General features: G+C 65.0%; 23 protein-coding genes. 8 read left to right on the top strand and 15 right to left on the bottom strand.

Annotated elements, in window-relative coordinates; translation table 11 throughout:
* Nucleotides 1–90: 90 nt before the first annotated feature.
* The gene (locus K408_RS0124650) at nt 91–576 is read left to right on the top strand and encodes an outer membrane protein assembly factor BamE (protein ID WP_024341159.1); all 486 of its coding nucleotides are present in this window, start codon (nt 91–93) and stop codon (nt 574–576) included.
* A 214-nt stretch (nt 577–790) separates the two neighbouring features.
* Nucleotides 791–1,804 carry a Bug family tripartite tricarboxylate transporter substrate binding protein gene (locus K408_RS0124645; protein ID WP_024341158.1) on the top strand — a complete coding sequence of 338 codons (1,014 nt, stop codon included), beginning with the start codon at nt 791–793 and terminating at the stop codon, nt 1,802–1,804.
* A 189-nt stretch (nt 1,805–1,993) separates the two neighbouring features.
* On the opposite strand, the gene K408_RS0124640 is transcribed toward K408_RS0124645, so the two are convergent.
* The 11 genes from K408_RS0124640 to K408_RS0124590 form a co-directional block, all read right to left on the bottom strand.
* Entirely contained in the window at nt 1,994–4,114 is a 2,121-nt protein-coding gene (locus tag K408_RS0124640) for a sodium-translocating pyrophosphatase (protein ID WP_024341157.1), read from the bottom strand.
* A gap of 235 nt (nt 4,115–4,349) precedes the next feature.
* Nucleotides 4,350–5,348, bottom strand: coding sequence for a thiamine-phosphate kinase (thiL, locus tag K408_RS0124635; protein ID WP_024341156.1), 999 nt, complete (start codon nt 5,346–5,348; stop codon nt 4,350–4,352).
* A gap of 86 nt (nt 5,349–5,434) precedes the next feature.
* Nucleotides 5,435–5,932: a transcription antitermination factor NusB gene (gene nusB, locus K408_RS0124630; RefSeq protein ID WP_024341155.1), complete on the bottom strand. Its 498-nt coding sequence runs from the start codon at nt 5,930–5,932 to the stop codon at nt 5,435–5,437.
* 2 nt (nt 5,933–5,934) lie between these two features.
* Entirely contained in the window at nt 5,935–6,426 is a 492-nt protein-coding gene (ribH, locus tag K408_RS0124625) for a 6,7-dimethyl-8-ribityllumazine synthase (RefSeq protein ID WP_024341154.1), read from the bottom strand.
* A gap of 112 nt (nt 6,427–6,538) precedes the next feature.
* Nucleotides 6,539–7,147, bottom strand: a complete 609-nt coding sequence (locus K408_RS0124620; RefSeq protein ID WP_024341153.1) for a riboflavin synthase — start codon at nt 7,145–7,147, stop codon at nt 6,539–6,541.
* Complete coding sequence (gene ribD, locus K408_RS0124615) at nt 7,147–8,295, bottom strand: bifunctional diaminohydroxyphosphoribosylaminopyrimidine deaminase/5-amino-6-(5-phosphoribosylamino)uracil reductase RibD (protein ID WP_024341152.1); 1,149 nt, start codon at nt 8,293–8,295, stop codon at nt 7,147–7,149. The genes K408_RS0124620 and ribD overlap by 1 nt, the downstream gene beginning before the upstream one ends.
* Nucleotides 8,292–8,774, bottom strand: coding sequence for a transcriptional regulator NrdR (gene nrdR / locus K408_RS0124610; RefSeq protein WP_011087793.1), 483 nt, complete (start codon nt 8,772–8,774; stop codon nt 8,292–8,294). The genes ribD and nrdR overlap by 4 nt, the downstream gene beginning before the upstream one ends.
* Nucleotides 8,775–8,789: 15 nt before the next feature.
* Nucleotides 8,790–10,088 carry a serine hydroxymethyltransferase gene (glyA, locus tag K408_RS0124605; RefSeq protein WP_024341151.1) on the bottom strand — a complete coding sequence of 433 codons (1,299 nt, stop codon included), beginning with the start codon at nt 10,086–10,088 and terminating at the stop codon, nt 8,790–8,792.
* Between the two features lie 259 nt (nt 10,089–10,347).
* A complete protein-coding gene (locus tag K408_RS0124600) occupies nt 10,348–10,569 on the bottom strand; it encodes a hypothetical protein (protein WP_024341150.1) in 222 nt (73 codons plus the stop codon).
* A gap of 37 nt (nt 10,570–10,606) precedes the next feature.
* Nucleotides 10,607–10,843 carry a hypothetical protein gene (locus tag K408_RS0124595; RefSeq protein ID WP_024341149.1) on the bottom strand — a complete coding sequence of 79 codons (237 nt, stop codon included), beginning with the start codon at nt 10,841–10,843 and terminating at the stop codon, nt 10,607–10,609.
* Nucleotides 10,844–10,961: 118 nt separating this feature from the next.
* Nucleotides 10,962–13,547, bottom strand: coding sequence for an autotransporter outer membrane beta-barrel domain-containing protein (locus tag K408_RS0124590; RefSeq protein ID WP_155248608.1), 2,586 nt, complete (start codon nt 13,545–13,547; stop codon nt 10,962–10,964).
* A gap of 209 nt (nt 13,548–13,756) precedes the next feature.
* Here K408_RS0124590 and K408_RS40390 point away from each other — a divergent pair, with 209 nt between their 5' ends.
* A complete protein-coding gene (locus tag K408_RS40390; RefSeq protein ID WP_024341147.1) occupies nt 13,757–14,767 on the top strand; it encodes a helix-turn-helix domain-containing protein in 1,011 nt (336 codons plus the stop codon).
* A gap of 171 nt (nt 14,768–14,938) precedes the next feature.
* Here K408_RS40390 and ldtR read toward each other — a convergent pair whose 3' ends face one another.
* Nucleotides 14,939–15,457 carry a transcriptional regulator LdtR gene (ldtR, locus tag K408_RS0124580; protein ID WP_024341146.1) on the bottom strand — a complete coding sequence of 173 codons (519 nt, stop codon included), beginning with the start codon at nt 15,455–15,457 and terminating at the stop codon, nt 14,939–14,941.
* 391 nt (nt 15,458–15,848) lie between these two features.
* The gene (locus K408_RS0124575; RefSeq protein WP_024341145.1) at nt 15,849–16,349 is read right to left on the bottom strand and encodes a DUF6163 family protein; all 501 of its coding nucleotides are present in this window, start codon (nt 16,347–16,349) and stop codon (nt 15,849–15,851) included.
* A 122-nt stretch (nt 16,350–16,471) separates the two neighbouring features.
* Here K408_RS0124575 and hemB point away from each other — a divergent pair, with 122 nt between their 5' ends.
* The 3 genes from hemB to K408_RS0124560 all read left to right on the top strand — a co-directional run bounded on the left by hemB (nt 16,472) and on the right by K408_RS0124560 (nt 19,183).
* Nucleotides 16,472–17,533, top strand: coding sequence for a porphobilinogen synthase (gene hemB, locus K408_RS0124570; protein ID WP_024341144.1), 1,062 nt, complete (start codon nt 16,472–16,474; stop codon nt 17,531–17,533).
* A gap of 262 nt (nt 17,534–17,795) precedes the next feature.
* The gene (locus K408_RS0124565; RefSeq protein ID WP_024341143.1) at nt 17,796–18,338 is read left to right on the top strand and encodes an RDD family protein; all 543 of its coding nucleotides are present in this window, start codon (nt 17,796–17,798) and stop codon (nt 18,336–18,338) included.
* 68 nt (nt 18,339–18,406) lie between these two features.
* On the top strand, nt 18,407–19,183 hold the full coding sequence (locus tag K408_RS0124560) for an arginyltransferase (RefSeq protein ID WP_024341142.1): 777 nt from the start codon (nt 18,407–18,409) through the stop codon (nt 19,181–19,183).
* Between the two features lie 222 nt (nt 19,184–19,405).
* Here K408_RS0124560 and K408_RS0124550 read toward each other — a convergent pair whose 3' ends face one another.
* Nucleotides 19,406–20,770 (bottom strand): Nramp family divalent metal transporter, encoded by a 1,365-nt coding sequence (locus tag K408_RS0124550; RefSeq protein WP_024341141.1) that lies wholly within the window; start codon nt 20,768–20,770, stop codon nt 19,406–19,408.
* 162 nt (nt 20,771–20,932) lie between these two features.
* Here K408_RS0124550 and K408_RS0124545 point away from each other — a divergent pair, with 162 nt between their 5' ends.
* Nucleotides 20,933–22,177, top strand: coding sequence for an MFS transporter (locus tag K408_RS0124545; RefSeq protein WP_024341140.1), 1,245 nt, complete (start codon nt 20,933–20,935; stop codon nt 22,175–22,177).
* A gap of 112 nt (nt 22,178–22,289) precedes the next feature.
* Here K408_RS0124545 and K408_RS0124540 read toward each other — a convergent pair whose 3' ends face one another.
* On the bottom strand, nt 22,290–23,549 hold the full coding sequence (locus K408_RS0124540) for an adenylate/guanylate cyclase domain-containing protein (protein ID WP_024341139.1): 1,260 nt from the start codon (nt 23,547–23,549) through the stop codon (nt 22,290–22,292).
* A gap of 159 nt (nt 23,550–23,708) precedes the next feature.
* Here K408_RS0124540 and K408_RS0124535 point away from each other — a divergent pair, with 159 nt between their 5' ends.
* On the top strand, nt 23,709–24,866 hold the full coding sequence (locus tag K408_RS0124535; RefSeq protein WP_024341138.1) for an MFS transporter: 1,158 nt from the start codon (nt 23,709–23,711) through the stop codon (nt 24,864–24,866).
* The last annotated feature ends 15 nt before the right edge of the window (nt 24,867–24,881 follow it).

Raw genomic sequence — 24,881 nt, 5'->3', positions numbered from 1 at the left:
CCGCAAGCGGGCGCGCGCGTGTTGCATTCAGAGGCTCCGCCCGGTACTTCAGCGCCTCGCGCGACGCAAGGGGACGGAATCAGTTCCGCTATGACGACAATGAACCAGACCAGCCTGCGCGCGAACAAGCGGCACGGCCTCCATGCATGCTGGCGCGGCCTGCGCATATTCGCGGCTGCGGCTCTCGTTGGCGTCGCGCTTGCCGGCTGCACCGGTGAGCAATTCCAGAAGGGTTACATCCTGCCGCCCGGCGCGCTCGAGCAGATCCCGATCGGCGCGAGCCAGGATCAGGTGCTGATCGTGATGGGCACTCCCTCCACCGTCGCGACCCTTGACGGCGAAGTTTTTTACTACATCTCGCAGCGGTCGGAGCGCCCTGTTGCCTTCATGAACCAGAAGGTCGTCGACCAACGCGTCATCGCGATCTATTTCGACAAGAACCGGCGCGTGCGCCGGCTTGCGAACTACGGTCTCCAGGACGGCAAGATCTTTGACTTCATCAGCCGCACCACGCCCACGTCGGGCCAGGAGATGAGCTACCTTACGCCGCTGTTCAAGCTGCTCAGCTTCAACTGAGTCGGTCGAGGCTTGCGGGCGAAGCGACTAGCGCTTCGCAAAAGGGTGCGCGTCCGAAAAGAGGCTCAACAGCCGGCCTAATTCCACCGCAAGGTAAATAACGCAGGCCTGCGGCGTCCTGCCGCTCTCCGCGCAGCGCTTGCGCTCGCGCGCGACTTGCGGTCGCACGTGCTGTTCCCTACGGTCCCGGCAGCAAGAAGCAGGGAGTGGATTCGTGCCCAAGAAACGTCAGAACACTTTGTTGTCCCGCCGTCGCGTGCTCACCGGTGCTGCAGGCCTTGCAGCCGCAGCGATACTGCCGCGATCGAGCCTTGCCGACTGGAAGCCTACCGAAAACGTGCGTCTCATCGTGCCGGCGGCGGCCGGCGGCTCGACCGACGTGATGGGTCGGCTTTTGGCCGCGCATCTGCAGACGGCTTGGGGCCAGTCCGCGGTCGTGGAAAACCGCTCCGGTGGTGGCGGCACGATCGGCACGGCCGAGGCCGTGCGCGCCAAGCCCGACGGTCACACCATCCTGATCGGCAACCCCGGTCCGAACGCGATTGCCTACAGTATCTTCAAGAACCTCAGCTACAAGCCGGACCAGCTCCAGCCGGTCTCGAACATGATCCGGATCCCGAACATCGTCTCGGCACATCCCAAGACCGGCATCAAGTCGATCCCGGAGCTGATTGCCTACTTGAAGGCCAATCCGGACAAGCTCAGCTACGCCTCATCAGGCGTCGGCCAGAGCCCTCACCTCACCGGCGCCTGGTTCCTGCAGCTCACCGGGCTGAAGATGACGCACATCCCGTTCCGCGGTGCCGGACCGGCGCTCCAGGCAGCCCTCGCCGGCGACATTCAGATCCTGTTCGACAATCTGTATCCGAGCCTGCCGCAGGTGCAGAATGGCACGCTGAACGGTCTCTGCGTCACGACGCCCGAGCGCAGCGAGCTTGCGAAAGACCTGCCGACCATGCGCGAGAGCGCGCCCGAGCTGGCGAACTTCGACGTCTCGTCGTGGTTCTCGGTGTTCCTGCCGAAGGGCGTTTCGCCCGAAGTGCTCAACGCGCTCAATCTCCAGGTCAAGGCGATGCTGGAACGCGACGACGTCAAGAAGCAGATCGCCGCCATGGGCGCCCGCGCCGATTACGGCACGCCGCAGCAATTCGCCGCCTTCTTGGACGCCGAGACGAAGAAGTTCGCCGGCATCATCCAGAAGGAAGGGCTGCAGATGGACGTGCAGTAGCGTTCAACGGAACGCTACCGCATCCTTCGTCATTGCGAGCGCAGCGAAGCAATCCAGACTGCCTCCACGGAAAGACACTGGATTGCATCGTCGCAGAGCTCCTCGCAATGACGAGGTGGGAGCATACAACCCGACAAACAAAAACCCCGCGGCTCGCGCCGCGGGGTTTTCTCTTTTCTTCGACCCTGCTCAGTGCGCCAGGATCGCCAACAGCAGCAAGGCCACGATGTTGGTGATCTTGATCATCGGATTCACCGCGGGGCCCGCAGTGTCCTTGTAGGGATCGCCGACGGTGTCGCCCGTGACGGCCGACTTGTGCGCATCAGAGCCCTTGCCGCCGAAATGGCCATCCTCGATGTACTTCTTGGCGTTGTCCCAGGCGCCGCCGCCCGAGGTCATCGAGATCGCGACGAACAGGCCCGTGACGATCACGCCGAGCAGCATCGCGCCCACCGCCGAGAACGCCGCCGACTTGCCGGCCGCGCCGCCGCCCGCGATCGCGTAGATCACGAAATAGACGACGATCGGCGACAACACCGGAAGCAGCGAGGGGATGATCATCTCCTTGATCGCCGCCTTGGTGAGCAGGTCGACCGCCTTGCCGTAGTCAGGCTTGTCGGTGCCCTGCATGATGCCCGGCTTTTCGCGGAACTGACGCCGAACCTCCTCGACGATCGCGCTGGCTGCGCGGCCCACGGCCGTCATACCCATTGCGCCGAACAGATACGGCAAGAGGCCGCCGAACAGCAGGCCCACCACGACGTAGGGGTTGTTGAGCGAGAAGTCCGGATTGACGCCGGCGAAGTACGGATGCTGCGCGGAGCCGGCAACGAAGTACTTGAGGTCCTCGTTGTAGGCCGCGAACAGCACGAGAGCACCGAGGCCGGCGGATCCGATCGCGTAACCCTTGGTCACGGCCTTGGTGGTGTTGCCGACCGCATCGAGTGCGTCGGTCGATTTGCGCACCTCCTTGGGCAGTCCCGCCATCTCGGCAATGCCGCCGGCGTTGTCGGTGACGGGACCGAAGGCGTCGAGGGCGACGATCATGCCGGCCAGCGCCAGCATGGTGGCGGTCGCGATCGCGATGCCGAACAGCCCGGCGAGGCTGTAGGTCACCAGGATGCCGGCGATGATGACGATCGCAGGCAGCGCGGTCGCTTCCATCGAGATGGCGAGGCCCTGGATCACGTTGGTGCCGTGGCCGGTCACCGAGGCCTGGGCGATCGACTTCACCGGACGATAGTCCGTGCCCGTGTAGTATTCGGTGATCCAGATGATCAGCGCGGTGACGATGAGGCCGACGACGCCGCATTCGAACAGCGCCATGCCGGTGTAATCGACGCCCTCGAGCTTGCCGAAGCCGATCAGATAATAGATCACCAGCGCGATACCGATCAGCGACAGGATGCCGGTTGCGATCAGCCCCTTGTAGAGCGCCCCCATGATCGACTGGCTCGGCCCGAGCTTGACGAAGAAAGTGCCGATGATCGAGGTGATGATGCAGATGCCACCGATCGCGAGCGGCAGCGTCATCATGCTGGCGAGGATCGGGGTCTTGGCGAAGAAGATCGCCGCGAGCACCATGGTGGCGACCGCGGTCACCGCATAGGTCTCGAACAGGTCGGCGGCCATGCCGGCGCAGTCGCCAACGTTGTCGCCGACGTTGTCGGCGATGGTGGCCGGGTTGCGCGGATCATCCTCGGGAATACCGGCTTCGACCTTGCCGACGAGGTCGCCGCCGACGTCAGCACCCTTGGTGAAGATGCCGCCGCCGAGACGGGCGAAGATCGAGATGAGCGAGGCGCCGAAGCCGAGGGCCACCAGCGCGTCGACGACGAGACGGCTGTCGGGCGCAAGCTTCAGCCAATGGACCAGGAAGGCGAAATAGATGGTCACACCGAGCAGCGCCAGACCCGCCACCAGAAGCCCGGTGATGGCACCCGCCTTGAATGCAAGCTCGAGGCCGCCGGCAAGCGACGTCGTGGCGGCCTGGGCCGTGCGCACATTGGCGCGGACCGAGACGTTCATGCCGATGAAGCCGGCGGCGCCGGACAGGATCGCGCCGATGGCGAAGCCAATCGCGACATAGAGCCCGAGGAAATAGGCAAGCAGCACGAAGATGACGATGCCGACGAGACCGATCGTGGTGTACTGGCGCCGCAGGTACGCCTGTGCGCCTTCGCGCACGGCTCCTGCGATCTCCTGCATGCGCGGCGACCCCGCATCCGCGCTCAACACCGAAGACGTCGCCCAAACCGCGTAGGCAACGGAAAGCACTCCGCAGAGCACTATCAACCATAATGCTGTCATTTGATTTATGCCTCAGATCCTTGATGTACCCCCGGCGCCTTTTGTTGTCCGTCGTGCGACGCGGCGCCTTGATTTCGAACAAGGCCGCCCCTTGCCCAAAAGGGGCGGCCCCAATCGGTCGCAACCTTGCCAAAATCAAATTGAGGGTGCAACGCCGTATAAGGCGGAAAACGCCGATCTCGGCAGGTATTTAGCACCAAGCGCCGAGAACCAAGATGCCGGTTTGGAGCAATTCCTAGAAGTGGCTGTAGGATAGACGCGCCAAGGACAGTTCCTGGCCCTGCTCGTCCAGGAAGCGCGGCCGCTCGTGCCCCTCAATGATCGTGCCGATCGCAGTCACGGCAACCCCGACGGCCCGCCCTGCGGCGATCAACGCATCGCTTTGCGCCGACGGAACGGTGCACAGCACCTCGTAGTCGTCGCCCCCCGCAAGCAGCGTCTCGACGCAAATGATGTTGCGGGCGAGCAGGCCGACCGCTGCAGCCGAGAGCGGCACGCTTGCCACGTCCACCGAAGCCGAGACTCCGGATGCTGCGCAGAGTTTCGTGAGATCGCCCGCGAGGCCGTCAGAGACGTCCATCGCTGCGGTCGCGAAATCGAGCACGGCCTGCGCCAGCAAATTCCGCGGCTGCGGTACCCGATAGCGTGAGACCAGAGCTTTCCTTGCAGCGGCATCAGACGTGAGCGCCGCGGCAGCGGCGCCGCTCTTGAGCACGTCGAGGCCGAGCGCGGCGTCGCCGATCGTTCCCGTCACCAGGATGCGGTCTCCCGGCCTGGCACCGGTGCGACCAACCATCCGTCCCCGCGGTACGCGGCCGAAGGCGGTGATCGAGATCATCTGCGGGCCCGGCGTCGATACCGTGTCGCCGCCGAGCAGAGGACAGACGAAGTTCCTCGCGTCCTCGCCCAGCGCGTCCGCAAAGGGACGGAGCCAGGCATCCTCTTGGCTGCGCAGCGCCAGCGTCAGGACGAAGCCTGCAGGCAGCGCGCCTTTGGCGGCAAGATCGGACAGGTTCACCCGTAGCGCCTTGCGGGCGATGGTTTCAGGCGGATCGTCGGCGAGATAATGCACGCCCTCGACGACGGCGTCGGTGGTGACGACGATGTCCTCGCCCGATGAGGACAGGACTGCGGCGTCATCGACCAGACCGAGCGCGCCGGGGTCGGCCGCGATCGGCTTGAAATAGCGCGCGATGAGGGAGTCCTCGGCGGAGGGACTTTGTGGAGTGGTCATCGATGTCAGCCCTTGTCCTCCGCTGTCATCGCCCGGCCGGTGCGCTATGCGCACCAGGACCGGGCGATAATGGCGGAATGTCTGACCTACCCCCGCCCAAACTCGTCACCGCGGAACTGGCGGCCAATCTGGTCCAGCACGGCGTTCACCATGCCGGTTTCCTCGCGGTCGACGAAGGCATTGGCGACGTCGACATATTCGGACACGACGACGCGGGCCGGTACGTCCTTGCGATTCTGGAGTTCATAGGCTCCCGCACGCAGCACGGCGCGCAGGATCGCTTCGATCCGCTTCAAGGGCCAGCCCTTCGACAGCGCCTCGTCGATCAGCGGATCAAGCTTTTTCTGGTCGCGCACGACGCCCGAAACGACATCGCGGAAGAACGCAGCTTCCGCCGGGAGGTAAGTGTCGCCCTCGACCTCGTTGCCGAGCCAGTGGCTCTCGAACTCGGCAAAGATGTCGTTGATGCCGGCACCGGCGATATCCATCTGGTACAGCGCCTGCACGGCGGCGAGCCGCGCCGCACCGCGCCGGTTCGCTTTCTTCTCCTGAGTGCCTGCCGGCTTCTTGCTGTTGTCGGCCATGTTCAGGCCTGCGCCAGGCGGCGTTTGATGCGCAGCATCGCCAGGGCGGCACGCGCGGCATCGCCGCCCTTGTTCAGTTCGCTGGCGCGCGCCCGCGCCCAGGCCTGCGCCTCGGTATTGACCGTGAGGATGCCGTTGCCGAGCGGCAGTTTTCGCGCCACGGCAAGATCCATCAGGGCCCGCGAGGATTCCTGCGAGACGATCTCGAAGTGAATGGTGTCGCCGCGGATCACGCAGCCGAGCGCGATCACTGCATCATAGGCCCTGCCGCTCGCTGCAGCGGCATCGACCGCGATGGCGATTGCAGCCGGGATTTCAAGCGCACCGGGAACCGTGATCACGTCATGGGTCAGGCCGGCCGCCTTCAGCTCGGCCACCGCGCCGTCCAGCAGTGCATCCTGGAGATCGTCGTAGAACCGCGCCTCGACGACCAGCGCGCGGGCGCCGGAAATGTCGGTCTGGTCCTTCAGGGGTGCGCGCCGCGCGTCTGCCATGGTCAACCTATTCTGTCATTGCCGGGCCTGACCCGGCAATCCATCGGGCAAGCCCCTCTTAAGAGGATGGATGCGCGGGTCAAGCCCGCGCATGACGAACTTCATGCGCCCGTCACTTCATTTCCGTCAGCCGCGCCGCGTAACGGGCCATCAGGTCGACCTCGATATTGACCTCGTCCCCCGCCTTCCAGGCGCCGATCGTCGTGACCGTCAGTGTGTGCGGGATGATCAGCACCGAAAACGTCACGTCTGCAACCGTATTGATCGTCAGGGACACGCCATCAAGCGTGATCGAGCCCTTGGTGGCGATGAACCGCGCCAGCTCGCGCGTGGTCGAGAGCTCGAACCGCGCCATATCGGGCAGGTCCTGCCGGCTCACGATGGTCGCGATGCCGTCCGCGTGGCCGGCAACGATATGCCCGCCGAGCTCATCGCCGATCTTCAGCGCGCGCTCGAGGTTGAGCTTTGTACCGACCTTCCAGTGCTTTGCCGTGGTCAGCGCCAGCGTCTCGGCAGCCGCATCGACGTCGAACCACGTCCTGCCGTCGGCAACGCCGGAGGCAACCACCGTCAGGCAGACGCCGTTACAGGCGATCGAGGCGCCGTCCGCGATGGTGGTCCGGTCATAGCGGCAGGCAATGCGCAATCGATGCAGCTGCCCCTGCGCCGTTGGCGTGAAGCGGACGATCTCGCCGATATCGGTGACAATGCCGGTGAACATTACGCGCGCTCATAGATGGTGAGAGTATCCTTGCCGAATGTCTCGCTAGCATGAACCTTGTAGGCCTGCGACTGCGTGATTTTCGACAGGGGCAATGCATCGAGCGCATCCACGCCGCCAGGGCCTACCTCTTCCGCGCCGCGGAACAGCCAGATCTCGTCGACGAGATCGGCCGCAATGAATGACGACGCAACGCGGCTGCCGCCCTCGACCATCAGCCGCGTGATGCCTTTCTCCGCCAGCGCATTCAGCACGGCCGGCAGGCCAAGTCCCGATGCGCTGCCGGACGGCATGCGCATGATCTGCGCGCCTGCCGCGCCGAGGCGCGTTGCGGCCGCAGCTTCGGCGAGTTCTGAACCGATCACCCAAAGCGGCGTTTCGCGCGCGGTACGAACGAGCCGGCTGGACGCCGGAATGCGCAGGCTCTGATCGAGCACCACCCGCACCGGTGAGCGCGCCGCCATGCCCGGCAGGCGGCAGTTGAGGAGCGGATCGTCCGCCAGCACGGTGCCGATACCGACCAGGATCGCATCGCTCTGCGCGCGGAGGAGATGCACGCGGTCGCGTGCCGCCTCGCCCGTGATCACGACCGGCTTGCCGCCAGCAGCGCCGATCTTGCCGTCGGACGAAACCGCGAGCTTGAGGATCACATGCGGACGCTTGTCCCGGATGCGACGGAAATGGCCGGCATGGTCGAAGGCAGCCTCCGCCGCGCAAAGACCCACATCCACATTGATGCCGGCGGCGCGCAGACGCGCATGCCCCTGGCCTGCGACCTCGGGATTGGGATCCTCGATCGCCGCCACCACCCGCTTGATGCCCGCTGCGATCACCGCATCGGCGCAAGGCGGCGACTTGCCGAAATGCGAGCACGGCTCCAGGGTGACGTAGAGCGTGGCGCCGCGCGCCGACTCGCCCGCGCGCCGAAGCGCCTCGGGCTCGCCATGCGGCCGTCCTCCGGGCTGCGTCCAGCCGCGGCCGACGATGACGCCGTCCTTGACAATGACGGCGCCCACGGCCGGATTGGGCCAGGTCCGCCCCTGCCCGCGCTTACCCAGCGAGAGTGCCAGCTCCATGAATCTGCGATCGGCGTCCTTGGCCTGGCGGGCCTTCTGCGCGAACTGATCTTCCAGGATGCGGAAGATCATTTGCGGATCGCGGCGAGCCGCGCTTCCTCCTCGCCGGAGAGCTCGCCGAGCACGTCGGCGAAATCCTTGGCCTCGCGAAAATTGCGGTAGACGGACGCAAACCGCACATAGGCGACGTCATCGAGCGTGCGCAGATGCTCCATCACGGTCTCACCGATCACCTCCGAGGAGATCTCGGCCTCGCCCCCGGTCTCGAGTTCGCGTACGATGGTGGAGACCATCTTTTCCACCCGCTCCGGCTCGACCTGCCGCTTGCGCAGCGAGATCTGAACCGAGCGCATCAGCTTGTCGCGGTCGAACGGCACGCGACGGCCGTTGCGCTTGATCACCGTGAGCTCGCGCAGCTGCACGCGTTCGAAGGTGGTGAAGCGGAAGTTGCAGGCGACGCACACGCGCCGCCTGCGGATCACGGACGAGTCCTCGGTCGGACGCGAGTCCTTCACCTGCGTATCGAGACTGTTGCAGTTCGGGCAGCGCATCCGTTGGACCCTGCGCTACTGGTAGATCGGGAAGCGGTCGGTGAGCGCCTTGACCCGCTCCTTGATCGCGGCTTCCACCAGCGGCGCCCTGCCGTCGGAAGACTGCGCGATCGCGTTGAGGACCTCGGCGATCATGCCGCCGACCTGCTGGAATTCGGCTACCCCGAACCCGCGGCTGGTCGCGGCCGGCGTGCCGAGCCGAATGCCCGACGTGACGAAGGGAGATTCCGGATCGAACGGAATGCCGTTCTTGTTGCAGGTGATGGCCGCGCGGACCAGCGCCTTCTCCGAGACATTGCCCTTCAGGCCCTTCGGCCGCAAATCGACCAGCATCAGGTGATTGTCTGTGCCGCCCGAGACGATATCGAGGCCGTGGCCCTTCAGGGTCTCGGCCAATGCTTTGGCGTTCTCGACGACGTTCTTGGCATAGACCTTGAAGTCCGGTCGGAGGGCTTCGCCGAAAGCCACCGCCTTGGCGGCGATCACGTGCATGAGTGGGCCGCCCTGCAGGCCCGGGAAGATGGCAGAGTTGAGCTTCTTGGTCAGGGTTTCGTCATTCCACAGCATGAGGCCGCCGCGCGGACCGCGCAGCGACTTGTGCGTCGTGGTGGTGGTGACGTGCGCGTACGGCACGGGGGAAGCATGGACGCCGCCGGCGACGAGCCCGGCGAAATGCGCCATGTCGACCAGCAGATACGCGCCGACGCTGTCCGCGATCTCGCGGAAGCGCTTGAAATCCCAGGCACGCGAATAGGCCGAGCCGCCGGCGATGATCAGTTTCGGCTTCACCTGCTCGGCCTGCTTGGCCACCGCATCCATGTCGATGATCTGGTCCTCGCGGCGCACGGTGTAGTGTGCGGCCTTGAACCACTTGCCGCTCATGTTGACGGGCGAGCCGTGGGTGAGATGACCGCCGGCCGCGAGATCGAGACCCATGAAGGTGTCGCCGGGCTGCAGCAGCGCCAGGAACACCGCCTGGTTCATTTGGCTGCCGGAGTTCGGCTGCACGTTGGCGAAGTTCGCGCCGAACAGCTTCTTGGCACGATCAATCGCAAGGTTTTCGGCGACGTCGACCCACTCACAACCGCCGTAATAGCGCGCGCCCGGATAACCTTCCGCATATTTGTTGGTCATCACCGAACCCTGCGCTTCCAGCACGGCCCGGCTGACGATGTTCTCGGAGGCGATCAGTTCGACCTCGTGGCGCTGACGGCCGAGTTCGCCCCTGATGGCGGCGGCGATCTCAGGGTCCGCCTGCTCCAGCGAGGCGGAGAAAAACGAATCGGGCGCGGAGGCGGTCTTGGGTGCGGTCATCTTGCGAATATCTCCACCGCCGCAGCCTCTTGGCGGGCTACGGACGGGTCTGGTGTGGCGATCGGAAGCGGCGAGCGCGATCTACCACATTGCCCGCCCCCGGCCAAGCATTTGCGGGTCGGGCCTGATATTTATGCAAGATATGGTGGGATTGGAGGACTTTCGCTGCGGAGCGGTCCTATGGAACCGCTCGTCTGAAACGGAAGTGCAAGCGTTTGGGCCTCGCCTTTCGGCAGGCACTAAGCCGGCTGGCCTCTCTTTACAGCCCCGTATAACCCGCCTTAACCGGGTCCACACTGCCGTCGAGCTGGCGCAAGTATGTCAGGCCGCACACTGTCAACCTGTGGGTGTCCGTTTCGCCGGCCTCCATCAGGATGTTGAGGTAGTTCGTGACCTTGGCCCGCGCCTCCACGCTGGCCGCCGCAGTGCGGTTGGCGAGCAGGTCGTAGGTCTGCATGATGCGGTCGATGGCGGCTTCCATGGCACCCTCTGGTTCGTCGCTGTTCTGGGAGTTTTGATCAGGCAACCGCGCGGGCCTCGGACTGCGTCTCGAACCACGTGATCGCCTTGTTGGCGAGCCTGATCTTGTTGAATTCGCCGTGCTGGATCAGCTTGACGACAATCCCGAGCAGGCGTTCGTCGGTGACGAGAGAATCGGGAATCGCCCCGGACCGGCGAAGGTAGTTCGCAGCGATCGCGTAGGCCTCGCTTACGAGTTCCACGTTCATCGCCTGCAGCCCGCGCTCGACCAACATCGCACCCTCCGGTTGGAAGGAACAACGACGAGGCAAGGATCTGGTTCCCCGCCCCGAGCCAATTTTTTCGCAGTGCGAAAGCGTCGGTTCCTTGTCCCGGATCGGGCGAGCCGATCGACTACCAGCTCACCCGCGCGCCGGCCTTGCCCGAGTAGGTGCGCGACACATCGTTGGTGTAGGTGGCCTCTCCGGCGGCAAACAAGGTCAGGCGGCCCATTTGCCAGTCGACCCCTGCGCTGCTGTACCCGCCTGCCACGCTGCTGCGCTCGGGGGTCGCTACGATGAAGTTCTGCCCCAGCAAAACGACATCGAGCAGACCACCCGCGCTGCGCTGCTGGGCAAGCGCCCCCGCAGCAACTCGGGTCGTGACCCGGTTTCCGTTGGCCAGCGTCCTGGTGTTGGCGAACGTGATCTCGGCCCGCTCCTCCCAGGCCTGAAAGTCGCGTCCGGCGGCGCTCAAGTTGGCAGCGCCCGCGCCCGTCTCGGCATAGCCGCCAAAATGCGCGGCCACGTAGCGCACCTTCACCGCCGGCGTGACCGTGAAGCCGCGCCCATCTACATCCAGGCGGCGCCCGAACATCAGCGCCGGATTGACGAACCAGCCGCCATAGGACGCCGTTGCCGTCGCAAAGGCGAGACCGCCGCCGATGTTGCGCACGCTGGAATTGTCGAGGCTTCCGCCGATCACGGAGAGATCCAGGAATGTGCCGCCCCAGGTCTTGCGGCCATAGGCGCCGCCGAACACGGCGTCGGTGCTGGTGCTTCCGGCGTTGAAATACAGATTCGTCTTGTTGCTGCTGCCGCCCGCGAGCATCCCTAACCTGAGGTCGGAACTGATCAGCCGCTCGTAGCCGACCGCGCCGCCATAGCCGGTCGTGGTCCCACCGATCAACGCGCCGCTGTTGTCCTGCAGGCGCTGGCCGCCAAAGGCCTTGGCCCAGACCACATTCCCGTCGCCGTAATTTGTGCTTGCCCCCTTGAACGCAGGCGTCGGGGCATATCCCAGGGCGCCCGAGGGAAAACTGGCGAATGCATCGAACGGCGACGCCGCCGGTTCGGGTGCGGCAAACGCACTGGCGGTGGCCGCACCCGTCGCGAACACGGGCGCATCAGGCAGGACCGAGCCGATCCATCCGGTGATGTCCATGATCGCGCGGTTCTGCGCGCCGAAGCTGGAGAGGTCGGCGACGATGATCTGGTTCGACGTGACGACGTAAGGATTGCCGGCGGTGGTCACGGTCGAGAGCGTCTTGTCAAAATTGGCGGTGTTCAGGATCCAGCTTCCGAGACCGAAAGTGACAGTGTCGGCGCCCCCGGTGAAATCGACCACGCCGCCGAAGCGTGCGCCGGGCAGCACGGTCAGGCTGTCGGATTGCGCTGGCGTCGTCGCGCCGAACTGGATCGCCGTCCCGCCCTCGCCGATGATCGTGCCGGAATTGACCACGGTGCCCGTCGTCCCGGACAAAATGCCGATGCCGGAAGGCCCTTTGCCCGTGATCGTCCCGAAGTTGACCGTGTTGATGCTGCCGTTGAAGGTGCGAATGCCCGCGCCGCTCCCTGTGATCGCGCCCGAATTCGTGACGATCACATCGAACGAGGCCTGCACGCCTGCCGAATGCTCACCGATGATCGTGCCAGAATTGGTGACTGTGGCGTACTGGGAACCAATGCCCTCCCAATAGCCGCGGATCAACCCGGAATTGGTGACGGTGACGTTCGAGGCGCTGACCGCCGCGCCATCAACGGCGATGATGATGCCGGAATTCGTCACCTTCGCAACCGTGCCGGAAATGGCCGGGCCGAATCCATTGTTGAGAATGGACCCTGAATTCGTCACGTCGATCGTGCCGCTGGAAGAAGGTCCCACCGACGTCGAAGTGACGATCCCCGAATTGATCAGCGTCAGGTTCGTCAGCGCATACATGACGCTGCCGAATGTATCGGTCATCGCGATGGTGCCTGAATTGACCACGGTTGCGCTGCCGTTCGGCGCATAGATGGCGCCGCCCACCGAGGCAATCGAGCCGGAATTGTCGACGCTGATATCGGCAAGGGCATAGACGCCGTGCGAGTTTCCGGTGATGCTGCCCGAATTGACGACCGTGCTCGTGCCGATGGCAAAGACGCCGTCATAGGCCGCCGTGATCGTCCCGGAATTCACGACGGTGATGGTAGTGCCGCGGACGCCATCGCTCGTGGTGCCGGAGATGGCTCCAAAATTCGTCACGACGCCGTTTCCACCCGTATCCACCCCGAGATAGCCGCTGATCGTCCCGAAATTGGTCACGTTCGCGCTGGTCGCGCCGAAGATACCGCGGTCGTTGATCCCAGTGATCGTGCCCGAGTTCACGACCGTTCCGGTGTTGAACCTGATGCCGTAGCTCGTCCCGGTCACGGACGCCCCCTGGACGACGGTGACGCTGAGATTGTCGATCGCGCCGGAGCCGTAACCGTTCGTTCCATTCTGATCCGTGGTGACCCCGGTGCAGGTCGCCGAGGCATCGTTGGCAGCAACGGGCGTGCAGGCCGCCTGAGCCGGCGCCGAGAGCAGCGTCATGGCGGCAGAAGCTGCGGCGACCATGGCGAGGCAGCGAACCGGAGATATCCAGCCGCGCGATCCGAAGCCGGCCGGCAGCGCGCTACGGATCCCGAACGCACGCGACGACAGACGGGAAGCTACGCGCGACAAGTCGGAAGTGGGCATTGCATGGGCCTTGAGCGTCAAATCACTTGCGATCAATAAATTGCCGGCACCTCATCGTACAATGGATTCGGGGTCTACGAAGCGCGCCAGATTGATTTTGAGTTCAACGGTCAACTCTCTTGGTCCGGGAAGTCAAAATAGTCTTCGGCACAGGCGAGGCGCCGTCTTATAACCAGCTTCGAAAGCGTTTGGGACTTCGCAGAAAGATCATGTCCACCCCCATTCCGGTGCTGCATTTCGACACCAGCAATTTCCCCGAGACCGAGAGATTCGACATTTGGCGCTCGGGCATCGCCACGCACCAGATCACCCGAGCCGGCCCGGCCGACGGCCCCTTCGAGGCCGTCGTGGATGCCTGGACTCTCGGCGACATGGTCGTGACGCATTCCCGTTTCGGCCCGGTCAGGATGGTGCGAACCGCGGAGATGGCGCGGGCCGATGGCATCGACATGATCCAGGTCGTTTTCGTCAAGGCCGGAGCGGTGACCTTCACCACCGAGGACGAGCCCTCCCCGCGCACGATGCGACAAGGCGAGCTGGCCGCCTTCGATACGCGCCGGACCCTGGTGACCGAGGGGACGGCGCTGGATTGCATCACCTGCACCATAGCGCGACGCGCCTTCGAGCGAGCGGGATATGATCCCTCCACCCACGGCGTCATCATCGACGGTGCATGGGGCCGCCTCGTCGCCGACTTCCTGTTGTCGTTCGTGCAACAACTCGAGGAGATGACCGTCCAGGACGCCGCCAGCCTGTCGGCGGCCTTTGTCGGGCTGCTGGCGACGGTGCTGGGCGCACGGCCGCCAGGCAGCGAGCCCGCGTCCCGCAGCCCGGTGGCCACGCTGCGCGAGCGCGCGGAAGCCTATATCGACCAGAACCTTTCGTCCGACCGGCTCGACATCGCGGCCATGAGCCGGGCTCTGGCAACCTCGAAATCCAATCTCTATCGTGCCTTCGCCAATGCAGGCGGCGTCACGGCCTATGTTCGAAAGCGGCGGCTGGAGACGATCCACGCCCGCCTCAATGCCGGCGAAGGCCTCGCAATCGGCGACGTTGCGCGCGAATACGGTTTTCCGAGCGCTGCGCATTTCAGCCGGGCCTTTCGCAAGCAATTCGGATTCAGTCCGCGGCGTGCGCGCCTCGGCGGCCTGTCAGACCCGGTCGTTGTGGCCGACGATGAGGTCGCCCTGTTTCGCCACTGGGAGGAGCGCTTGCGCTGAGACCCGAGCCGGGCGGAGGAAAACGACCGCGCTGCGCGGCGCTTCTGCAAACGCGCGAACGGCGCACCGGTCCGGAGCAACTCCGGGCCGGCGCGCTTGGGGAAGTCAGGCACGTTCGGGAGGGCTGCCGGTCTTGTCAGGGGCCGGCTTGGCCCTGATCCATTTAGAAACTCAGAGGCGATAGAGGATCTGGTCGGTCCAGAACCGCTCGAGGCGGTGCAGCGACTTGTTGAGGGTCGCAAACTCGTCGCCGGAGATGCCACCGACCTGCTCCACCGTCTTGACGTGCTTCTGGTAGAGCGCATCGACGATGCGGCGGACTTCCTGACCTTGCGGAGTCAGGCGGATGCGCACCGAACGGCGATCAACGCGCGAACGCTGATGATCGAGGAAGCCGAGTTCGACGAGCTTCTTCAGGTTGTAGGAGACGTTGGACCCGAGATAGTAACCGCGCGTGCGCAGCTCGCCCGCAGTCAGCTCCTTGTCGCCGATGTTGTAGAGCAGGAGAGCCTGCACCGAATTGATGTCCGCACGGCCGCGGCGATCGAACTCATCCTTGATCACGTCGAGGAGCCGGCGATGCAGCCGCTCCACCAGAGTCAAAGCTTCCAGATAGAGCGCCTGCACCGAACCCTGCTGGCCGGAGACGCGCTCTGCGGTATCTGCCGCAGTTGCGACGGCTTTCATCATGACACTTCCCCTGTTGTCGTTTTTATCGACACTTATTCGACGAAACTTGTGTCCCGCCTGATAGGTGCAACTTAAGGGGCGCGTTTGAAGATCGGCTTAAATAAGAGAATAAAGAGATCATGAATTTAAGACAGTGAATTGCGGATTAAGCCTGTGCCACAAGCACTTTTTGAAAGCCTCTGTTGACCTTCGCAAGGTCCTGTTCACCCTCCGTCCGCGGCGATTGTCGCATTCCAGAACAGCCCCGCCCCGTTTCGAAACGGGCGCGTAACGGCTGTGGCGGAACGGCTGGTCAACGAAAACTTATCGCGAATTTTAGGCAACCAACGGTCAACCAAGAGCGAACAACTGCGCGCTCGCGTCCGGGATGGGCGTGCGCCGTTGTGACCGGCTACGGCGGCCGTTCGCGCGCGGCCATCCAGGCGAGCGCGAGATAGGCGGCAAGCATGAAGACCTCGACGCCGACCACGACGAGGCTGCCGCCGTAGATGCCGGGGAACATCAACTCGATCACCGCCATCGACACGACGGTCGTCAGCCACACGACCGCGCCCCAAGGCGTTGCCAGCCAGAGGCCGACGGCCGCGACGAGCTCGATCACGGCGAAGTAGACGGTGGCGGCCTGCCAGGCCATCGACTGGTTCTCGAACGCTTCGTCCTCACCGCCGACGAAACCCGTCACTTGCGCCCAGTGATAGAGACCTTTCAGGATCGACAGCAGCGCCATCACCCGCAGGAACAGCACCAGCCGGCGCGTCCAGACACTGTCGTCGGACTCGGCGCGCTCCGACGAGATCGCCGCCACCGAGAGTGCGCTCTCTCTGGCATTGTCTCGGGCGTCCCTGGCATGGGCGCTGTCGCGGGCCGCGTCGCGGGTGGAGATCTCGGACATGGCCCCTTCTGGCTGCTTCGCCCGGCAAAATCAATCGGCTGCCATCCTTTGCGGCAGGTCAAGCCGCGGTGACGGGAACCGTGCGAGCTGGTATAAGAATAATTCCAGCCGGAGGAAGAATGATGGCGATCAAATACGGACGTCCGATCGAACTGCGGGAAGTGTCGCGCCGGGACAGCACGGCAGTTCCTCATGCCCTCGATCTGACGGTCCGTCCGCGCCGCAACCGCAAGGCCGAGTGGGCCAGACGCATGGTGCGCGAGAACGTCCTCACCACCGACGATCTGATCTGGCCGCTGTTCCTGATCGACGGTCACAACAAGCGCGAGCAGGTCGCCTCCATGCCGGGCGTCGACCGGCTCAGCGTCGACCAGGCCGTGCGCGAGGCCGAGCGCGCCATGAAGCTGACCATTCCCTGCCTCGCGCTGTTTCCGTACACTGACCCTTCCCTGCGCGACGAGGCAGGCTCGGAAGCCACCAACCCGGATAACCTGGTCTGCCAGGCGGTGCGGGCGATCAAGAAGGAGTTTCCGGAGATCGGCATTCTCTGCGACGTCGCGCTCGATCCCTTCACCAGCCATGGCCATGACGGGCTGATTTCCGACGGCAAGATCCTGAACGACGAGACCGTCGCCGTGCTGGTACGTCAGGCGCTGGTGCAGGCTGAAGCCGGCTGCGACATCATTGCGCCCTCCGATATGATGGACGGCCGCGTCGCCGCGATCCGCCAGGGACTGGATCGCGCCGGTCTGCTCGACGTGCAGATCATGGCCTATGCCGCGAAATACGCCTCCGCCTTCTACGGCCCGTTCCGTGACGCCATCGGCTCCGCCAAGACCCTCACCGGCGACAAGCGCACCTACCAGATGGACAGCGCCAACACGGACGAAGCGCTGCGCGAGGTCGAGCTCGACATCGCCGAGGGCGCCGACATGGTGATGGTGAAGCCCGGCATGCCCTATCTCGACGTGGTCCGCCGCGTGAAGGACACCTTCACGATGCCGACCTTCGCCTATCAGGTCTCCGGCGAATACGCGATGATCGCAGCCGCCGCCAACAACGGCTGGCTCGACGGCGAACGGGCGATGATGGAAAGCCTGCTCGCCTTCAAGCGCGCTGGCGCCGACGGCGTGCTGAGCTATTTTGCGCCGAAAGCGGCGGAGAAGCTGCGGGCGCAAACGTAGGCTGCCGCAGCGCGAACCGCGCCGGGCAACGCCGATCATTCTGGGGCGATGCGATAGGATCGAACGATGGTGCGCAATTGCGCACCCGAAAATCTCTAGATTTCCGAGTTCGGTCCTGCGGACCGCCCCGGAATGACGGTGGCGAGAGAACCGCCCCCGAATCGCCGGAATATTTCGGCTTGTTAATGCCAGGGCGCCCTTGGCATCGGGATGGCTTGTGCCCATGTCCTGCCTCGGGGGCTTTCCCGTTGGAGGACGGACGATGTCGTATGATCCGGGCAATTCAGGCGCTTGGCGCAATGACGGCGGGGTGCAGCCGCATGCCTACGACCCTGACCTGCATCCGGAACTGTTTCGTGGCGTCGCGACACGGCGGGTCTTCGCCTTTTTGATCGACATGGTCGTGATCTCCGTGCCGGTGATCCTCGGCTACATCTTCATCGCATTGTTCGGCGTGGTCACGCTCGGGATCGGCTGGGTCCTGTTCTGGATCGCGTGGCCGGCCTCCGTGGTCTGGGCGATCGTCTACTACGGCGCCAGCATCGGCGGACCCTCGTCCGCGACGGTCGGAATGCGCCTGATGGACCTGGAATTGCGCACCTGGTACGGCGCGCCCGGCTATTTCGTGCTCGGCGCCACCCATGCCGTGCTGTTCTGGGTGACGGTCTCGTTCCTGACGCCCTTCGTGGTGCTGGTCGGCCTGTTCAACGGCCGCCGTCGCCTGCTGCACGACTTCTTGCTGGGAACGGTGGTGATCAACAATTCCGTTCGCGTGCCCGCGCCTCAGACGGCGCGGACCTGGTGAGCTAATCGATTGACCGGGCGCTTCTGGAGCGCGATGCTGTCGCCCGTTTCGGAGGCCCACGACGTCCCTTGACCCAGCACTCGCGCGACACGCCCCAGTTTTACCTCACGGCGCCCTCCCCCTGCCCGTATCTGCCCGGCCGGCATGAGCGCAAGGTGTTCACGCACCTCGTCGGGGACCGCGCCGGCGACCTCAACGATCTCCTCACCCATGGCGGCTTCCGCCGCAGCCAGTCGATCGCCTACCGGCCGGCCTGCGACCAGTGCCGCGCCTGCGTCTCGGTCCGGGTCATCGCCAATGAGTTCCGGCCTTCGCGCAACTTCCGCAAGGTCATGACGCGCAATGCCGATATCATCGGCGAGCAGCGCAGCGCGGTTCCCACGTCGGAGCAATATTCGGTGTTCCGCGCCTATCTGGACGCGCGCCATCGCCATGGCGGCATGGCGGACATGACCGTGCTCGACTACGCCATGATGGTCGAGGACAGCCACGTTGAGACTCGCATCATCGAATATCGCAAACGCGGCCCCGACAGTGGCCTGACCGGCCGCGGTGAAGAGCTGATCGCGGTGGCGCTCACCGACGTGCTCAGCGACGGCCTGTCGATGGTCTATTCCTTCTTCGAGCCGAGCCAGGTCAGCCGCTCGATGGGCACCTTCATGATCCTCGACCACATCGCGCGCGCCCGCCGCCAAGGCCTGCCTTACGTCTATCTCGGCTACTGGATCGAGGGCTCCAAGAAGATGGACTACAAGGCCCGCTTCCTGCCGCAGCAGCGCCTCGCGCCTTCGGGCTGGCTGCGTATCGATGCACAGGGAGATGTTGCGTCCGAGCCGCAGGACTGACGATCATACGCCGTATGCGCCAGTGTATGCGGAGGTATCCTTGTCGAGTCAAACCTACGATTGATCGCCTGCGCGATCATCGAACGACGGCAGGTTTACTGCTTGTATCAGGGCTACCCGCGCGCAATCTGCCCCGCGCAGCAATGTGTGAAAGACGTCGATCTCGACGTCAATCCGCTCGGCCCCTAGGCGCCGCGTCGCCGCCATCGCCACTGATCCCGCTCACCCGAACAGCGTATCTGCCAGCAGCTTGACGTTCAAAATCACGATGACGCTCGCGACGATCCACGCGACCGCGGCGACTGACATCGGGATCGCGAACTTGCCCATCTTGCGGCGATCGGAGACGAAACGGACCAGCGGGATGACGGCGAAGGGCAGCTGCATCGAGAGCACGACCTGGCTGAACACAAGCAGATCAGCCGTGCCGCGCTCGCCATAGATCGCCGTGACCACGATCACCGGGATGATGGCGATGCCGCGCGTGAGCAGGCGGCGCGCCCAGCTCGGAAGGCGCAGGTCGAGGAAGCCTTCCATCACGATCTGGCCGGCGAGCGTCGCCGTCACCGTCGAATTCAGGCCGGAAGCAAGCAGCGCCACCGCAAACAGCGTCGAGGCAATGCCGAGACCAAGCAACGGCGAGAGCAGCTCGAATGCCTGGCCGATCTCGGCCACGTCGGAATGGCCGCTCTTGTGGAAGGTCGCGGCAGCGACCACGAGGATCGCGGCGTTGATGAACAGCGCAAGCATCAGGGCGATCGTGGAGTCCGTCGTAGCCCATTTGATCGCTTCGCGCCGGCCGGTGTCGTTGCGCTCATAGGCCCGCGTCTGCACAATCGAGGAGTGCAGGTACAGGTTGTGCGGCATCACGGTCGCGCCGATGATGCCGATCGCGATGTAGAGCATGTCGGAGTTGGTGAAGATCTCGCTCGTCGGCACAAAGCCGCGCAGAACCTCCGCGACAGGCGGGGCCGCAGCTGCGATCTGGACCGCGAAGCAGACCGCGATCACCACGAGCAGCGCGATGACGAAAGCCTCGAGAAAACGGAAGCCGCGGTTCATCAGGAGCAGCAGCAGGAAGGCGTCGAGCGCGGCGAGCAGCGCGCCGCCGATCAGGGGGATGCCGAACAGCAGTTTGAGCGCGATCGCGGTGCCGATCACCTCGGCGAGATCGCAGGCGATGATCGCCGCCTCGCAGGCGAGCCAGAGCAGGAAGTTCACCGCCGGCGGATAGGAGGCGCGGCAGGCCTGAGCAAGGTCGCGGTCGGTGACGATGCCGAGCCGCGCTGCCAGCGACTGCAGCAGAATCGCCATCAGGTTCGAGAGCAGGATGACGGAGAGCAGCGTGTAGCCGAACTTCGAGCCTCCGGCGAGGTCCGTCGCCCAGTTGCCGGGGTCCATGTAGCCGACGGAGACGAGATAGCCGGGACCGACAAAGGCCAGCAGCCGCCGCGACCAGTGGCCGGCAACCGGGATCGAGACCGTGGAATTGACCTCGGCAAGGCTCTTCGTGGTGGGCGCATCAGAACGCCAGCCGCTGGCGGGCTGGCTCAAGGCTTCGGTCAGGTCGGGTGATCGGGCATCCATGCGGCCACAATACCCAACTTTGTTCTTATTGCAACTCATTTGCAACTGCATCTAGCCGCTGCAATTTCTCAGGCGGCCCGTAGCGGCTTGTCGGGAAGCGGGTGGGTCTGCTGGTCCTCAGGAGCGCACATTGAACAAATTCGACTTTGCAGGATATGCGCCATGTCAATGCCAGCTCGCCTCCCGGACACGTTCAACCGCCTCGCCTGGTCCAACCTCGCGGCGCAGTCGGCCGAGCAGATCGCATTGGCTGCGGCCCCCATCGTCGCGGTGCTCACGCTCGGCGTGGCGGAAGGCCGGACCGGCCTGTTGCAGACCGCACTGACCCTGCCCTTCGTTATCTTCGCCATTCCGGCCGGCCTGCTCGCCGACCGTATCTCCCGCCGCGCGCTGATGGCGGCAGCCGAGGCGCTGCGGGCGGCGGCCCTTGCGGCCATAGTGCTGCTGCTCGCGCTCGGCGCGCTCAATCTCCCGCTGCTCGCGCTGCTCGGCTTCGCTGCCGTGTGCGGCACCGTTGTCTACAGCGTAGCCGCGCCGGCGCTGGTGCCTTCGCTGGTGAGCTCGGACCTCCTGCCGGCGGCCAATGCTCGCATCGAGCTCGCGCGCACCATCGCCTTCGCCAGCGGCCCCGCACTCGGCGGCGCACTGGTGGGATGGTGGGGCGCGAGCCCGGCCTTCGGTTTCGCTGCGGCGCTGTCGGCGATTGCCGTCGTGCTCCTCTCCGGCATCTACGAGCCGGCCCGCGCGCCTGTGCCGCGGCGCCATCCCTTACAGGACATCCGCGAGGGCGCGGCGTTCGTGTTTCGCCACCCGCTGCTGCGGCCGGTGTTCATCACCCAGTTCATCTTCAACACCGGCTGGTTCCTGCAGATCGCCGTATTCGTGCCCTACGCCGTACGCCATCTCGGCCTCACGGCTTTGGGCGTCGGCACCGTGCTGACCATGTACGGCGTCGGCATGGTGATCGGCGCGCTGGTTGCCACGCGTGTGATGCGGCGCCTCTCCTTCGGCACCGTCGTCGGCCTCGGACCGGTAACCGGCTTCGTCGCGGCGTTGGTGATGGCGCTGACGGTGCCGCTCCCCTCGCCCTGGCTCGCGGCCTTCAGCTTCTTCCTGCTCGGCGTCGGTCCGATCCTGTGGGTGATCTCGACCACCACGCTGCGCCAGTCCGTGACGCCGTCGCGCCTGCTCGGCCGCGTCTCCGCCATCAACATCATGAGCTACGGCGCCCGTCCGCTCGGCTCGGCGCTGGGCGCCGGCGTCGGCGGGCTCTGGAGCGCGGAAGCCTGCCTCTATCTCGCCGCCGCCGTGTTCGGCGTGCAGGCGCTGGTGATCCTGCTGTCGCCGGCAGTGTCGCTCGATCGGCAGCCGCACATGGTCGGGGACGAAGCGGCGGTGCGGTGCTAGTTTGACCGTCAGTGCGAGCGAAGCGATCAATCCGGGCTTCCCGCGGAGGAGGTCTGGATTGCTTCGTCGCAAGAGCTCCTCGCCATGACGGAGTATGTGTGGGCAGCCTGTCCTAACCCGCCAGGTAACGCTCGTAGCTCCCCATCACCGGCTCGTTCGCATCGACCTCCGGATCCAGCGTGTAGAGATCCTGCGCGCGGCCGATGCCGCGCAGCGCGTAGCGGCCGGTCGAGACGAGATAGCGGCGGCCGGCTGCATCGAGACCCTTGTAGAACTCGGATGAGGCCAGCAGCTCCCGGTCCACCGAGCGGCTCATCGAGGCGATGCGGCTGACCTCGTTCACGGTCGGGCCGACCACGGTGAAATCAAGCCGGTCCTCGCTTCCGATGTTGCCGTAAAAGACCTCGCCGACATGAAGGCCGATATAGGCCGACGTGATCGGACGGCCCTCCGCCGCGCGCCGCTCATTCAGTGCGGCGACGTTCTTGCGGAACAGGTGCTCGGCCCGCAGTGCTGCTCGCCGCGCATCCGCCATATCCTCGCCCCAGAACATCGCGAGCACGCCGTCGCCGATCAGCTTCAGCACGTCCCCACCCGCGTCGTGGATCGCGTCGATCACCGCCTGCGCGTAGTCGTTGAGAAACGGAATGATCTCGTCTGGGCCGATGCTCTCGCTGATCCCGGTCGAGCCGCGCAAGTCCGAATACCAAAGCACGGCGTTGATGCGCTCGGTGACGCCGCGCGAGATGCGCCCGCGCAAGACCTGCTCGGAGGCATCGCGCCCGAGATAGACCCTGCCGAGGGTACGCACGATATCGACTTGCTGCGCCGACTTGATGGCGAGGCCGAGCACCGGCACGAGATCGCGCAGCGCCTCCAATTCCAATCCGGAGAAGCCGCCCTCGCGGCGGGTGGTCCAGCAGGAATAAAGGCAATCCATCAGGCCGAGCGCACCATTCTCGCCGAAGCGATGCACGAAGGCGAGATAGTGCTTGTGGCCCTTGTCGGCGAGTTCGCCGATCTGCGAAAAATCGAGCGACGGCGCCTCCGCGAGATCGATCACCATCTCGTCGTGGCCGTTCTCGAGCATGTGGAAGAACACGGAGCGGCGCCAGTTCTTGGCCGCGTCCCCGTCGGCGGTCGAGCCGTATTCGAACGCATCACTCTCGTTGCTGGACCGGTCACTCCAGCGGAAGCCGCGGCCCTCATAGATTGGATGCAGCGTGTCGATGACGACGAGCCCACGCGACAGTTCCAGCCCCTCGGCGCAGCAACGCTCGCAGAAGCCGCGGAGCAGCTCGCTTTCAGGCAGGCCCGTGAGCCCCTGGCCGGCCAGCCAGTTCATCAGCGCAAGGCGCGAAGTCAGTTGCATACGCCATTATGGCGTGCATTCGTGACGAGCGAAAGGCGGATGTCCGCACGCTCGCAAGTCTCCCGCCCGCAGCAGGGCGAATATGCCGCAGACGCTGTTGACGCACTCTCGCGGCAAGCCGCAAATGCACGAGATGACAAAGACCAAAAGCACAAGGACATGAGCCAGCGTCGGCTTCCGATCATCCTGGCGCTCGGCACCACGCAGACCCTGGCCTGGGCTTCCAGCTATTATCTGCCGGCGCTTCTCGCCGATCCAATGGCGCACGAACTCGGCATCTCCTCCAACTGGATTTTCGGCGCATTCTCGACCGCGCTGGTGCTCTCGGCGATGCTCGGCCCGCGCATCGGACGGCAGATCGATCTCTTCGGTGGCAGGCAGGTGCTCTCGGCCTCGAACCTGATCATGGCCGCCGGACTTGTCCTGCTCGGTCTGTCACAGTCGGTGGCGGTGATGGCGATCGCCTGGCTCGTGCTCGGCATCGGCATGGCGATGGGTCTCTACGACGCCGCCTTCGCCGCTCTGGGGCGCATCTACGGCACCGAGGCGCGCGGGCCCATCACCGGCATCACGCTGATGGCGGGCTTTGCCTCCACGGTCGGCTGGCCGCTCACCGCCTGGGGCCTGTCCCATATCGGCTGGCGCGACACCTGCTTTGCCTGGGCCGCCGCCAACATCCTGATCGGACTGCCGCTCAACTTCTTCATGTTGCCGGTGATCAAGGGCGCGAAACAGGCGGCGGCCACGGCCGAGAAGCCGCATGTGCCGCTCGACCGCACCATGCTCCTGCTGGCTTTCGTCTTTGCGGCGGTCTGGACCGTGACCGGCGCGATGGCCGCGCACTTCCCGCGCATCCTGGAGACGACGGGAGCCACGCCGGCAGAGGCGATCGCGGCCGGCGCACTGATCGGCCCTGCGCAGGTCGGTGCGCGCATGCTGGAGGCCGGCTTTCTCAGCCGCTTCCACCCGCTTTGGTCGACGCGGCTCGCCAGCCTCACCCACCCGATCGGAGCCGTGATCGTCGCAATCTTCGGCGGCGCTGCGGCAAGCGCCTTTGCGCTGTTCCACGGCTCGGGCAACGGCATTCTGACGATCGCGCGCGGCACGCTGCCGCTGTCGATCTTCGGCCAGAAGGATTTCGGCTATCGCCTCGGCATCATCGGCGCCCCGGCGCGAATGGCGCAGGCGGTAGCGCCGCTCGCCTTCGGCCTGCTGATCGATCTCATGGGCGCCAAGGTGCTGATCGTGTCCTCCGCGCTCAGCCTCTCGGCGCTTGCAGCGCTGTTCCTGATCCGCACGGGCCCGCGCCCGGATTGACCTTGGGGCGTCTCG

Origin of the sequence: Bradyrhizobium sp. in8p8, assembly GCF_000426845.1 — a bacterium.
In the GTDB taxonomy this organism is placed as follows: domain Bacteria; phylum Pseudomonadota; class Alphaproteobacteria; order Rhizobiales; family Xanthobacteraceae; genus Bradyrhizobium; species Bradyrhizobium japonicum_C.
Note: the sequence above shows the minus strand (reverse complement) of the source record. Positions and strands in the feature narration are given on the sequence as shown.